14 protein-coding genes are annotated in these 13,330 nt (G+C 61.5%); 9 read left to right on the top strand and 5 right to left on the bottom strand.

The features are described from left to right. Positions 1–21: 21 nt before the first annotated feature. The 5 genes from E8Q41_RS23560 to E8Q41_RS23540 all read right to left on the bottom strand — a co-directional run bounded on the left by E8Q41_RS23560 (position 22) and on the right by E8Q41_RS23540 (position 3,356). The gene (locus E8Q41_RS23560; RefSeq protein ID WP_137158010.1) at positions 22–438 is read right to left on the bottom strand and encodes a hypothetical protein; all 417 of its coding nucleotides are present in this window, start codon (positions 436–438) and stop codon (positions 22–24) included. A gap of 51 nt (positions 439–489) precedes the next feature. Beyond that, entirely contained in the window at positions 490–930 is a 441-nt protein-coding gene (locus tag E8Q41_RS23555) for an HIT family protein (protein WP_137158009.1), read from the bottom strand. Positions 931–1,003: 73 nt separating this feature from the next. Next, positions 1,004–2,170, bottom strand: coding sequence for a GNAT family N-acetyltransferase (locus E8Q41_RS23550; protein ID WP_137158008.1), 1,167 nt, complete (start codon positions 2,168–2,170; stop codon positions 1,004–1,006). Further along, positions 2,167–2,889 (bottom strand): glycerophosphodiester phosphodiesterase, encoded by a 723-nt coding sequence (locus tag E8Q41_RS23545; RefSeq protein WP_137158007.1) that lies wholly within the window; start codon positions 2,887–2,889, stop codon positions 2,167–2,169. Before E8Q41_RS23545 ends, E8Q41_RS23550 begins: the two co-directional genes overlap by 4 nt. Further along, the gene (locus E8Q41_RS23540) at positions 2,889–3,356 is read right to left on the bottom strand and encodes a RidA family protein (protein WP_137158006.1); all 468 of its coding nucleotides are present in this window, start codon (positions 3,354–3,356) and stop codon (positions 2,889–2,891) included. Before E8Q41_RS23540 ends, E8Q41_RS23545 begins: the two co-directional genes overlap by 1 nt. Before the next feature lie 117 nt (positions 3,357–3,473). Between E8Q41_RS23540 and E8Q41_RS23535 the strand changes: the two genes are divergently transcribed. The 9 genes from E8Q41_RS23535 (at position 3,474) to bamA (ending at position 13,294) form a co-directional block, all read left to right on the top strand. After that, positions 3,474–4,304, top strand: coding sequence for a cell envelope integrity EipB family protein (locus E8Q41_RS23535; protein ID WP_137158005.1), 831 nt, complete (start codon positions 3,474–3,476; stop codon positions 4,302–4,304). A gap of 192 nt (positions 4,305–4,496) precedes the next feature. Next, on the top strand, positions 4,497–5,255 hold the full coding sequence (gene rpsB / locus E8Q41_RS23530) for a 30S ribosomal protein S2 (RefSeq protein WP_137158004.1): 759 nt from the start codon (positions 4,497–4,499) through the stop codon (positions 5,253–5,255). A gap of 240 nt (positions 5,256–5,495) precedes the next feature. Then, positions 5,496–6,422, top strand: coding sequence for a translation elongation factor Ts (tsf, locus tag E8Q41_RS23525; protein WP_137158003.1), 927 nt, complete (start codon positions 5,496–5,498; stop codon positions 6,420–6,422). A 212-nt stretch (positions 6,423–6,634) separates the two neighbouring features. Continuing rightward, entirely contained in the window at positions 6,635–7,357 is a 723-nt protein-coding gene (gene pyrH / locus E8Q41_RS23520; RefSeq protein WP_137158002.1) for a UMP kinase, read from the top strand. Between the two features lie 60 nt (positions 7,358–7,417). Continuing rightward, the gene (gene frr / locus E8Q41_RS23515; protein WP_137158001.1) at positions 7,418–7,978 is read left to right on the top strand and encodes a ribosome recycling factor; all 561 of its coding nucleotides are present in this window, start codon (positions 7,418–7,420) and stop codon (positions 7,976–7,978) included. A gap of 44 nt (positions 7,979–8,022) precedes the next feature. Continuing rightward, complete coding sequence (locus E8Q41_RS23510; RefSeq protein WP_137158000.1) at positions 8,023–8,763, top strand: isoprenyl transferase; 741 nt, start codon at positions 8,023–8,025, stop codon at positions 8,761–8,763. Further along, complete coding sequence (locus tag E8Q41_RS23505) at positions 8,760–9,590, top strand: phosphatidate cytidylyltransferase (protein WP_137157999.1); 831 nt, start codon at positions 8,760–8,762, stop codon at positions 9,588–9,590. Before E8Q41_RS23510 ends, E8Q41_RS23505 begins: the two co-directional genes overlap by 4 nt. A gap of 44 nt (positions 9,591–9,634) precedes the next feature. Continuing rightward, positions 9,635–10,768, top strand: a complete 1,134-nt coding sequence (rseP, locus tag E8Q41_RS23500) for an RIP metalloprotease RseP (RefSeq protein WP_137157998.1) — start codon at positions 9,635–9,637, stop codon at positions 10,766–10,768. 189 nt (positions 10,769–10,957) lie between these two features. Further along, a complete protein-coding gene (bamA, locus tag E8Q41_RS23495) occupies positions 10,958–13,294 on the top strand; it encodes an outer membrane protein assembly factor BamA (protein WP_137157997.1) in 2,337 nt (778 codons plus the stop codon). Positions 13,295–13,330: the final 36 nt, after the last annotated feature.

Genomic DNA, 13,330 nt, shown 5'->3' with positions numbered 1-13,330 from the left:
TTACGTCGGAGACATGTCCGCTCAGGGGCGAACCTTCTTCGCCACCCAGGAATAGGTGTCGGTGACGAAATGCACCGGCTTTTCGATCGATTTCTGCAGGGCGAGGCGGCTGGGCAGGGCGTGACTGAACAGCGCCTTTGCCCGGGTCATCAGGCCCTGATGATCGTTCTTGTGGACAGGCGGAGGGACCGGCGGCTGAGAGGCGGTCGCCTCAGCGATTTCGGACGGCGGTTCGATGTCGTCTCCAACATCGGCCGTCTGGCAAATCGCCGCCACGACAGGTTTGTTGACGTTCTGATAGCGCTTGAGAACGCTTTCCGAGGCTGCGTCGCAGGCGGCGATTGTCCGCCATTCCTGCGACACCGATGCGACGGGCGTGCAATGCACTCCGGAATCGTCGCAGCCGAGAATGCTCATGACGATGAATACGGTTTTCATGGCAGTTCCTTTCCGCCCCCGTCATCCGGCTCGCATTCAATCATGGTCTTTTCAAGAAACGAATTTCAACGCTTCGCGGATCATTTCGGCGTTGTGGGCAAGCTTGCCGCCGTCCTCCATCTTGCCGGTATGCGGCTTGAGCGGCACGCCGTCCTTGATGGGGATGATATGGAAATGCAGGTGGAATACGGTCTGGCCGGCGGCTTCCTCGTTGAACTGCACGATCCTGACGCCGTCGGCATGGAACGCCCTCTTGGCGGCGCGGGCGATCTTCTGCACGGTCGGCATCAGCCACATGAAGGTGGTGGGGTCGGCGTCCAGCAGGTTGCGCGACGGCGTCTTGGGAATCACCAACGCATGCCCCTCGGCCTGGGGCATGATGTCCATGAAGGCCAGCGTGTGCTCGTCCTCATAGATGGCGTGGCACGGAATCTGACCCTTGAGGATCTTCGAGAAAATGTTTTCGGGATCGTAGGGAATGGTTCCGGGCATGCGCGTTCTCCTCAGTCTGATCGGAGAAATTTGCGCCCGAAACGATTTGTTTTCAAGCCGCTACGGCGGCAATTCACTCTTCTTCGGCTCCGCTTTTCCGAAACGGGCTGTGTTCTGTCAAGTAGGAGCCGATCGCCTCGACCTCGGCGCGCTCCTGCTTGAGGTAATCGTCGACCGCCCTGCGGAGGCCGGGATGGGAAATGTAATGCGCCGAATGCGTCGTGACCGGCAGATAGCCGCGCGCCAGCTTGTGCTCGCCCTGCGCGCCGGCTTCCACCGTCTTGAGCCCGCAGGCGAGAGCGAAATCGATGGCCTGGTGATAGCAGACCTCGAAATGCAGGAAGGGATGATCCTCGATGCAGCCCCAATGGCGGCCATAGAGCGTCTCGGCCCCGATGAAATTGATGGCGCCGGCCACATAGCGGCCCTCGCGCTTGGCCATCACGAGCAGGATGTCGTCCGCCATGCGCTCGCCGATCAGCGAATAGAAGCTGCGGGTCAGATAGGGGCGACCCCATTTGCGGCTGCCGGTGTCCATATAGAAGGCGTAGAACTGGTCCCAGACATCCTCGGTGAGATCCTTGCCGGTGAGCCAGTCGATGGAAATGCCGTTTTCCAGCGCCGCGCGCCGCTCTTTCTTCAGCGCCTTGCGCTTGCGCGACGCCAGCGTTTCGAGGAACGCGTCGTGATTGGCGTAGCCGGCATTGTGGAAGTGGAACTGCTGGTCGGTGCGGTGCAGGAAGCCCTGCGCCTCGAGAAGCCGCCATTCCTCCTCCGGCAGAAAAGTCGCATGCGCCGAGGAAAGGCCGAGTTCATCCGTCTCCGCTTTGACGGCGGCGGCGAGGCGGCGCATCACCGCCGGCCGGTCTTCGCCGTCGGCGACCAACAGGCGAGGGCCGGTCGCCGGTGTGAACGGCGCCGACATCTGCAGTTTCGGATAGTAGCGGCCGCCGGCGCGCTCGAAGGCCTGCGCCCAGCCATGGTCGAACACATATTCGCCCTGGCTGTGGCTCTTGAGATAGCCGGCCACGGCGCCGATCAGACGCCCCTCGTCTTCGAGAAGCAGATGCCGGCCCATCCAGCCGGTTTTCGCGACGGCGGAGCCGGATTCTTCGACGGATGAGAGAAAAGCGTAGGATGAAAATGGATTGTAGCCGGGCCCGCCGCGGCGGGCGCCGGTCAGCTGGCCCCAGGCTTCGGGCTCGATGTCCCGGAAACTCTGAACCAGCCTCGTCTTCATGCGGCGGACGCTTCCGGCGTAAAGCCTTCGAAGGTGATCTGGTCGACATGGGCGTCGGAATGCGCCTTGAGCTCAGGCGTCCGCACCGTCCAGGAAATCACCGGAATGCCGCGCGCCTTCTGTTCGCTGACGAAAGCGTTGGGCAGATGCATGACATTGTAGGAGATGAAGTCGAGCCCATGCGCCATCGCCTTGCGATGGATGTCGAAATCGCTCTCTTTCACCCCCTCAGCGGTGAGGCCGACCGGGTAGGGGCTTTCGAGCGCCTTCAGCTCTTCGAGCAGCCAGACGTCGAAGCTCATCAGCGCAACTTCACCCTCATAGCCGTCGAGAGTTTCCAGCACCGCGGAAGCGAAGCCTTCGTCATCGCCTTCGCGGCCCTTCAGCTCCAGCACCAGGGGCACGCGGCCCTTGACCAGCTTCAACAGCGCCTTCAGCGACGGCACCTTGTCCTTCGTGCCGCCGATCGAGATCAGGCCGAGTTCGCCGGAGGTCTTTTCGCGCACGTCGCCCTTGATGTTGCACAGACTCTCCATGTCGTCGTCATGGAACACCACGGGCTCGGCGTCGGAGGCGTATTGAAGATCGCATTCGATGGCGTAGCCGCCCGCAATCGCCGCCTCGAACGCCGACAGCGTGTTTTCCCAGACGGCCTTGTTGCCGTCATGAAGGCCGCGATGGGCGACGGGACGGCGGGTGATGAAAGATGCGTCGGCCATTATTTGACTTCCAGGATGGCGTCGATTTCGACAGCGGCGTTGAGCGGCAGCGCGGAAACGCCATAGGCGGCGCGGGCGTGTTTGCCGGCCTCGCCCAGCACCTCGGCCAGGAAATTCGAGGCGCCGTTGGCGACCAGGTGATGCTCGTAGAAATCAGGCGCGGATGAGACCATGCAGGTTATACGCACGACGCGGGTGATCCGGCTCAGATCGCCGCCGAGCGCCGCCTTCGCCTGGGCGAGAATATTGATCGCGCAGTTCTTCGCCGCCTCCTGGGCTTCCGAGACCATGACGCCCGCGCCGAGCTGGCCGGTATGGGAGAGCTTGCCGTCGACGAGCGGCAGCTGGCCCGAAATGAACAGCTGGGCGCCGCTCTGGACGAAGGGCACGTAATTGGCCGCCGGCGCCGCCGCCTGCGGCAGGGTCACGCCGAGTTCTTCGAGTTTCGCGTCGATCGCGTTCGCCATGGTCGTCCTCGCCTTTCCAATGATTTTTGTTTGCCGATCCGGTATGATCGTTTACTTCAAGTGAAGCTGATGGCTCTTACTTAATCGCAATCGGATGCGGCGCAACAGGAGAATTGCATGATTTCGCGGCGTGGTTTTTCAGCGGCGATCCTCTCGGTTTTGTCGGCCTCCTGCCTGACGCCAGCCCTGGCGCAGCCTGCGGCCGGCCTCGTGCCGCATCGCGCCGTCTACAATCTCGAACTCGCCGAAGCCTCTGAAAGATCCGGCATTTCCAACATGTTCGGCCGCATGGTCTATGAATTCACCGGCTCGGCCTGCGAAGGCTGGCGGGTCAACTTCCGTTTCGTGACCCAGCTCGATTCGGGCGGCGAGAAGAAGACCACCGACCAGCAGAGCTCGACCTTCGAGGATCCCAAATCCGGCCGCTTCGAATTCGAATCGCGGACCTACAACGAGGATCGCCTGGAGAAGGAAGTGAACGGTTTCGCCGAGCGCAAGCCTGACGGCATCGCGGTGGACATCACCTCGCCTGAGGAAAAGCAGGTCGATCTCGCCAATGCCCGTTTCCCAACCCAGCATACGCTCGACGTGCTCAATATCGCCGCGAAGGGCCAGCACTTCTACGAGGCGCGAATCTTCGACGGCTCCGACGACGGCGACAAGACGCTGGTGACCTCCACAGTGGTGGGCGCGCCCGTCGCCACCGAAGCGGACGCCAAGGACCTCAAGGCCATCGGCGCGCTGAAGGACGAGAAGGCCTGGCCCGTCACCATCGCCTATTTCGATGACGGCAAGATGTCGGACGCGCTGCCGAACTACCGCATGTCCTTCAAGCTCTATCCGAACGGCGTCTCCCGCGACCTGACCATGGACTATGGCGACTTCGTGCTGAAGGGCAGCCTCGTGAAGCTCGACATGCTGCCGGAAGAGAGCTGCAAGACCAAATAAAGGGCGGATTTGGGCGCGGGGCGTTAAAATGTCCCCGCCGTCGCTTGCAATCCCGGGCGTTTCGGTTTAAGGCGCGCCCATTCCACACGTGAAGTCGGGCCTTTCCGGGAGAAATCCGGTCTGGTCCACCCGGTGGCGGGGCAACCTGCTTCAAGCTTCACGGAGGTTCAACCGGAAAAGGAGTAACAAGGCATGGCATTGCCCGATTTTTCCATGCGCCAGCTGCTCGAAGCAGGCGTTCACTTTGGTCACCAGACCCATCGCTGGAATCCCAAGATGAAGAAGTTCATCTTCGGTGATCGCGGCGGCATCCACATCATCGACCTCGCACAGTCCGTGCCGATGCTCAGCCAGGCGCTGAAGGTCATCAGCGACACCGCCGCTAATGGCGGCCGCGTCCTGTTCGTCGGCACCAAGCGTCAGGCTTCTGATCTGATCGCCGACGCCGCCAAGCGTTCGGCACAGTACTATGTCAACTCCCGCTGGCTCGGCGGCATGATGACCAACTGGAAGACCATTTCGAACTCGATCCAGCGCCTGCGCAAGGTCGACGAAATCCTCGCTTCGAACGGCTCGGGCTACTCCAAGAAGGAACGCCTGAACCTCGAGCGCGAGCGCGAAAAGCTCGAAAAGGCCCTCGGCGGCATTCGCAACATGGGCGGCACGCCGGACCTGATGGTCGTCATCGACACCAACAAGGAAAAGATCGCCATCGATGAAGCCAAGCGCCTGGGCATCCCGGTCGTCGCCATCATCGACTCGAACTGCGATCCGGACCTGATCGACTATCCGATCCCGGGCAACGACGACGCCTCGCGCGCCATCGCTCTCTACTGCGACCTGTTCGCCCGCGCTGCTCTCGACGGTCTGTCCCGTCAGCACGCCGCTTCCGGTCATGACCTCGGCGCTGTCGCCGAGCCGATCGTCGAGCCGGCTCTGGCAGACGCCTAAGACAGACATGGGCAGGCTTAACGCCTGCCCAGAGACTTCAGGGCAAAGGTCCCGGCGGTCACCGCCCGAGGCCTTTGCCTTTCTGATATCCAGGACTGCGTTCGACGATCGAGGCGCGCGGCGCCCTCAAGGGCCTGTCACATGCCTGTCACGCGTCTGGTTAAACTCCGTCCGCAAAGCGCGGCCCGCTGAATTCATCTGGAAGCACGGCGCGGCACGCCGACATGAAAGAGGTTTGAAATGACTGCTATCACGGCTGAAATGGTCAAGACCCTGCGCGAAAAGAGCGGCGCGGGCATGATGGACTGCAAAAAGGCGCTCGCCGAAACCGCTGGCGACATGGAAGCCGCCATCGACTGGCTGCGCGCCAAGGGCATCGCCAAGGCCGACAAGAAGTCCGGCCGCACCGCCGCTGAAGGCCTGATCGGCATCGTTTCGGCCGGCCACAAGGCCGTCGCCGTTGAAATCAACTCCGAAACCGACTTCGTCGCCCGCAACGACGCCTTCCAGGATCTCGTCCGCGGCGTCGCCAATGTGGCGATCGGCACCGACGGCACCGTCGAAGCCGTGTCCAAGGCCACCTATCCGGCCACCGGCAAGTCGGTTGAAGACACCATCAAGGACGCCATCGCCACCATCGGCGAAAACATGAACCTGCGCCGTTCGGCTCTGCTCGAAGTCGAGCATGGCGTGGTCGCTACCTACATCCACAACGCTGCCGGCGACGGCATCGGCAAGCTCGGCGTGCTCGTGGCGCTGAAGTCGGTGGGCGACAAGGAAGTCCTGACCTCGATCGGCCGTCAGGTCGCCATGCACATCGCTGCGACCAACCCGCTCGCGATCCGCGCCGAAGAAGTCGACGCCGCCGTCGCCGAGCGCGAACGCAACGTCTTCATCGAACAGGCCCGCGAATCCGGCAAGCCGGAAGCGATCATCGAAAAGATGGTCGAAGGCCGCATGCGCAAGTTCTTCGAAGAAGTCGCGCTGCTCTCGCAGGCCTTCGTGATCAACCCGGACATCACTGTCGGCCAGGCCGTCAAGGATGCTGAAAAGACCGCTGGCGCCGCCATCGAAGTGACCGGCATGGTCCGCCTCCTGCTCGGCGAAGGCGTCGAGAAGGAAGAGACCGACTTCGCCGCCGAAGTCGCCGCCGCCGTCAAGAAGTAAGACTAAGAAAACCTTTTATTCAAAAGGTCGAAACGAAACCGAAGGGCATTGCGTGACAACGCGATGCCCTTCGTGTATCCGGCAACACCAAAGGATGATTCCGCTCGGAGTCGTCCTCGCATGGTCGCGCCTAGGTCCCGCCCGTTGCGGTCTCCGCTTTTCCAAAGCGACGTCTGACCGTCGCGTTACAAACCAGATGTTCGGGAGATGACATGACATCCACTCCACTTTACAAACGGGTGCTTTTGAAAGCCTCCGGCGAAGCGCTCATGGGAAGCCAGGGCTTCGGCATCGATGTCGCGGTGGCCGATCGCATCGCCAGTGATATCGCCGAAGCGCGCAAGCTCGGCGTCGAGGTCGGCGTCGTCGTCGGCGGCGGCAATATCTTCCGCGGCGTCGCCGTGGCCTCCAAGGGCGGCGATCGCGTCACCGGCGACCACATGGGCATGCTGGCGACCGTGATCAACGCGCTGGCGCTCGCGACTTCGCTCCGCAAGCTCGATATCGACACCGTGGTGCTCTCGGCCATCGCCATGCCGGAGATCTGCGAAAGTTTCTCCCAGCGCGCCACGCTCTATCATCTGTCGCTCGGCCGCGTGGTGATCTTCGCCGGCGGCACCGGCAATCCCTTCTTCACAACCGATTCCGCCGCAGCGCTCCGCGCCGCCGAAATCGGCGCCGAGGCGATCTTCAAGGGCACGCAGGTGGACGGCATCTATTCCGCCGACCCCAAGAAGGTCCCGGACGCCACCCGCTTCGACGAACTGACCCATTCCGAAGTGCTCGAAAAGGGCCTTGCGGTGATGGATGTCGCCGCCGTCGCCCTGGCGCGTGAAAACCATATTCCGATCATCGTCTTCTCCATCCATGAAGAAGGCGAATTTGCGCGGATCTTGACCGGCGGCGGACGCCGCACCATCGTCAAGGACATTTAAAACAACTGGATGGCGCCTGCCGCGGGGGCGGCGGGCAGGATAGGAAAACGGGAGCTTGTCATGAGCCTGAAATTCGATCTCAAGGAGTTGAAGCGCCGCATGGAAGGCGCTGTCGCGGCGTTCAAGAGCGACATCGCCTCGCTGCGCACCGGCCGCGCCTCGGCCAATATTCTCGACCCCGTGCAGGTGGAGGCCTACGGCTCGCGCATGCCGCTGAACCAGGTCGCCAACATCACCGTGCCGGAACCCCGCATGCTTGCGGTATCGATCTGGGACAAGTCGATGGTCAAGGCGGTCGAAGTCGCGATCCGCGAATCGAATCTCGGCCTGAACCCGATCATCGAAGGCCAGAACATGCGCATCCCGCTGCCGGAGCTCAACGAAGAGCGTCGCAAGTCGCTCGTCAAGGTCGCGCATGACTATGCCGAAAAGGCCAAGGTCGCCGCGCGCCATGTCCGTCGCGACGGCATGGACGCCCTTAAAAAGGCGGAAAAGGACGGCGACATGGGCCAGGATGACAGCCGGTCCAATTCCGACAAGGTCCAGAAGATGACCGACGAGACCATTTCGGAGATCGACCGCTTGCTTCAGGATAAGGAAAAGGAAATCATGCAGGTCTAAATTGATCTGTATTTCGGGCGGCAGCGAACGGCGGGCTTATTCTTATGAATAAATTGGAAACGGTGAAGATACCTAGGCACGTCGCCATCATCATGGATGGCAACGGCCGCTGGGCCCAGAGCCGCGGCTTGCCGCGCGCCATGGGGCACCGCAAGGGCGTCGAGGCCGTCCGCGAAGCCGTCCGGGTCGCCGGCGACATGGGCGTCGGCTATCTCACCCTGTTCGCCTTTTCCTCGGAAAACTGGACGCGGCCCGAAACGGAGGTCAATGACCTGATGGGCCTCCTGAAGGCCTTCATCCGCCGCGATCTCGCCGAACTGCACGGTGAAAACGTTCGGATTCGCATCATCGGCGCGCGGGACAATCTGCGCGGCGACATCCTGCCGCTGCTGATCGAGGCGGAGGAGACAACCAAGGCCAATACCGGGCTGACGCTGGTGATCGCCTTCAATTACGGCGCGCGCGACGAAATCGCTCGCGCGGCCCGCAAGCTCGCCGAACAGGTTGCGGCGGGCGCGCTGCGCCCCGACCAGATCGACGCCGTGGCGCTCGACGGTCAGCTCGACACGCAAGGGATTCCCGATCCGGATCTCGTCATCCGCACATCGGGGGAAGAGCGTTTGTCGAATTTCCTGCTGTGGCAGGCGGCCTATGCCGAATTGCTGTTTGTGCCGGAATACTGGCCGGATTTCACCCGCGAGGTCTTCTATCGGGCGCTCGCGGTCTATGCCGGTCGTGAACGGCGCTATGGCGGCATCGGTGCCGCCGCCGCGGTGACCGGATGACGCGTGAACTCAAGCTGCGCATCATCTCGGCGCTCGTCCTCGCGCCGCTGGTGCTTGCGGCGACCTGGCAGGGCGGTCTCTATTTCCGTCTGCTGTCGGCGCTGATCGGTCTGTTGATCTTCTATGAATGGTCGACGATGACCGGGCTCAAGGCCAACCGATTCGGGCTGATGTTCGGTTGGGCTGCGACTGCGCTGGTGTCGTTCGAAACGGCGTTCCGCTCCATCGAGACGGCGCTCGTGCTGCTTGTCGGCTTCAGCCTGACCGCGTTCATCCTCGCGGCCTTGCGCCGGTCGACCTGGTGGCTGCCCGGCGGCGTGCTCTATGCCGGTTTGTCGGCCGTGTCGCTCGCGGCGCTCCGCGGAGCCGATCGGGACGGCCTGATCACCATGCTGTTCCTGTTCGCCATCGTCTGGGCGACGGACATCTTCGCCTATTTCATTGGCCGCGCCCTTGGGGGACCGAAGCTCGCGCCGGCGATTTCGCCCGGCAAGACCTGGTCCGGCGCGATCGGCGGCGCCGTCTGCGCCGTGATCGCCGGTTTTGGCGTCATTCTCGGCCTGGGCGAACCCGCGAGCTTTTGGCTCGTTCCGATCATCCTCGCGCTGTCGGCCGCTTCGCAATGCGGCGATCTTTTTGAATCCTGGGTGAAGCGCCGTTCCGGCGTCAAGGATTCCAGCCGGCTGATTCCCGGCCATGGCGGCGTGATGGATCGCGCCGACGGACTGGTGGCGGCCTGCTTCGTCGCCTTCCTCGGCGGTCTGGCGCTGTCGATCATCAATGGCGGCCTTCTGGCCGACGCCGGCAAGCTTGTGACCGGCCCCTGAACATCCTAAGTATGCGCAACCCGCATTAAGGAGGCGCAAACCCAATGATCGTGATCGCCGATTTCTTCTCGACGTTGTTCGGATATGTCCTGCCCTTTCTGGTCGTGATCTCGCTGATCGTCTTCGTCCATGAAATGGGCCATTACCTCGTCGGACGCTGGAGCGGCATCAAGATCCTCGCCTTTTCCTTCGGCTTCGGCCCGGAACTGGTCGGCTTCACCGACAAGCATGGAACGCGCTGGAAGATTTCGGCGATCCCGCTCGGCGGCTATGTGCGATTCTACGGCGACGCCGACGCGGCGAGTTCGCCCGATTTCGACGGCGTGAGCGCTCTGCCCGAATCGGAGCGCAACAAAACCTTCCTCGGCGCGGCTCTCTGGAAGCGCGCGGCGACGGTGGCGGCCGGTCCGATCGCCAATTTCATCCTGGCGATCGTCATTCTGGCCGGAATCTTCATGGCCTATGGCAAATATGTCGCTGATCCCGTCGTCAGCGATGTGAAGCCCGCGAGCGCCGCTGCGGAAGCGGGGATCCTCAAGGGCGACGTGCTCCTGACGATGGACGGCGAAACTGTGGAAACCTTCGACGACGTGCGCCGTTATGTCAGCGTCCGGCCGGGACTGCCGATCTCGCTGACGATCAGGCGCAACGGCCAGGAACTGCCGCTCACGATCACGCCGAAGCTCACCGAAATTACCGACAACTTCGGCAACAAGATGGAGATCGGCGTCATCGGCGTTCTCACGACTCGCGACGCCGGAAACATGCGCACCGTCACCTATTCACCGCTCGGCGCGGTCAAGGAAGGCGTGCGCGAGACATGGGGCATCGTCACCGGCACCTTCGATTATCTATCGAATCTCGTCACCGGTCGGATGTCCGCCGATCAACTCGGCGGCCCCATTCGCGTGGCGCAGACCTCGGGACAGGTTGCGACTCTCGGCGTCGTGGCCCTGTTGCATCTCGCCGCCGTGCTGTCGGTTTCGATTGGATTGCTGAATTTGATGCCGGTTCCGGTACTTGATGGCGGCCATTTATTGTTCTATGCGATTGAAGCCTTGCGCGGAAAGCCCTTGGGGGAGGCTGCGCAAGGGGTGGCCTTCCGTATCGGAATGGCGCTGGTTTTGTCCTTGATGGTCTTCGCCACCTGGAACGACATCACGTCTCTGATCGGTTGAGTGGAGAATTCGGCAGGGATTTGTTTACCATGTCTTCGACTGCGCGTGGCGAAACAGCCACGCATCGAAATGAAGTAAACAGAATTTAACTGTCTCCCTTGCTTGTAGGGGAAAAGCGGTTAAAACGGCAGACGGGGACCAAGGTCGTCGTTGCTGCTGCTGTGAAGCGGAAAAAGGTAAGACGTTACAATGAATGGTAGTTCGAGATTTCGGAACGCGGTTTCTGTCCTGGCTGTAACGGCCAGTGTTTTGACTTCTACCGGGACTATGGTGTTCGTCGCGCCTGCTTCCGCCGAAGCCGCAGTTATCAGCAACATCGTGGTGAACGGCGCTGACCGCACTGGACCTGAGGCGGTTCGCGCGGCTCTGACGATCGCGCCTGGCAAGAACTTCACCAATGCCGACATCGATGCGTCGATCAAGAAGCTCTATGCGACAGGCTTCTTCTCCGACGTTCGCATCAGCGTCTCCGGTGGTTCGCTTGTCGTGACCGTCAACGAGAACCAGCTGCTCAATCAGGTGGTCTTCAACGGCAACCGCAAGATCAAGGACGACAAGCTCGCGGGCATGGTGCGCTCACGTGCGCTCGGCCCATACAGCCAGGCTTCGATCGAAGCCGATATTCAGGCGATCAAGAAGGCATATGCCGATATCGGTCGCTCCGATGTCGAGGTGACCACGCAGACCGCGCCGGTTGGCGAGGGGCGCGTGAACCTCGCTTTCGTCATCAATGAAGGTGATCGCACGAAGATCGCTGACATCAATTTCACCGGCAATACACATTACGGCGCCGGTCGCCTGCGCTCGGTCATCATGACCAAGGAATCGGGAATCCTTTCCTTCCTGACGCGCAAGGACATCTACAACGAAGACAAGCTGCGCGCCGATGAAGAGGCGCTGCGCCAGTTCTACTACAACCACGGTTATGCCGATTTCCGCGTGATCTCTTCGAACGCGGTTCTGGATCCCGCGACCAACAAATACACGATCAGCTTCGACGTGGATGAGGGCGAGCGTTACACCTTCGGTCCGGTCAATGTTGAAAGCACCGTTGATGGCGTCAATGCCGACGATCTGCGCGGTCTGACGGAAAGCGTCGAAGGCAAGACCTATCGCGCCAAGGATGTGCAGGAATCGATCAGCAAGATCTCCGAGCGCGTCGCTGCCGCCGGTTATCCTTTTGCTCGCGTGACTCCGCGCGGCAATCGCGACACGGTGAGCAAGACGATCTCTGTCGATTACCTCGTTGATCAGGGCGAGCGCGCCTATGTCGAGCGTATCGAGATCCGCGGCAACACCAATACCCGTGACTACGTCATTCGTCGCGAGTTCGACCTTTCCGAAGGCGACGCATTCAACCAGCAGCAAATTGCTGAAGCCAAGCGCCGTCTTGAGCGTCTCGGTTACTTCCAATCGGTCAACATCTCCACCAAGCAGGGTTCTGCGTCCGACCGCGTCGTGATCATTGTTGATGTCGTCGATCAGTCGACCGGCTCCTTCGGCATCGGCGGTGGTTACGCAACCGGCTACGATGGCGGTTTCATCGTTGAAGCCTCTGTGGAAGAAAAGAACTTCCTCGGTCGCGGCCAGTATATCCGCGTGGCGGCCGGCGGCGGCGCTTCGACCCGCAATTACTCGCTGTCCTTCACTGAGCCCTATTTCCTCGGTTATCGTCTGGCGGCCGGTTTCGATCTGTTCAAGACCGAGAACTCCTATTACGACAACTACAGTTACGGCGAACAGGGTTTCTCCCTGCGCGTTGCGGCTCCGATCACCAACGATATCAGCAGCCAGTTCAAGTACACCTATCGCGAAATGCGGTATGACGCCGACGACGACGATGTCGCCGATCTGTCGAAGCCGTATCAGCGCATGGTCAATGGCAGCCCGTGGGTCACGTCTTCCGTCGCCAACACCATCACTTTCAACACGTTGGACTCGACGGTTCTGCCGCGTGAGGGCATCTACGCCTCTCTCACCAACGAAGTTGCTGGTCTGGGCGGAGACTCCTATTTCCACAAGATCAGCGCTAAGGCGCGCAACTACTACACGCTGTCCGACGAGATGGATCTGATCGGATCCGTGGCCGGAAGCGCCGGCCATGTCACCCCGCTCAATGGCGGCAATCTGCATGTCTTCGACCAGTTCATGCTGGGTTCGAACGACATTCGCGGCTTTGCAAGCCAGGGCATCGGTCCGCGCGCCTACAAGAACGACGATCCGCTCGGCGGCACGACCTACTTCACCGCTTCGGCGGAAGTGACGTTCCCGCTCCCCGGCATTCCGCAGGACTCCGGTTTCCGCGGCGGCTTCTTCATGGATGCCGGTTCGCTCTGGGGTAATGAGGTGAAGGTGAAGAACAATGAAGCTCAGGGCGCTGCATTCGCTCTGCGCGCGTCGGCTGGCGCCAGCTTGATCTGGGCTTCGCCCTTCGGTCCTCTGCGCGTCGACTACGCGATCCCCTTCATGAAGGAAGATTACGACGAGCAGCAGCGCCTGAAGTTCGGTATCTCCAGTTCGTTCTAATATCTTGACGGTCGGCTGCGCCCGGTCTGCGGATCG

This window comes from Rhizobium sp. FKL33 (assembly GCF_005222915.1).
Classification (GTDB): Bacteria; Pseudomonadota; Alphaproteobacteria; order Rhizobiales; family Rhizobiaceae; genus Rhizobium_E.
This window is presented reverse-complemented; position numbering and strand designations above follow the sequence as displayed.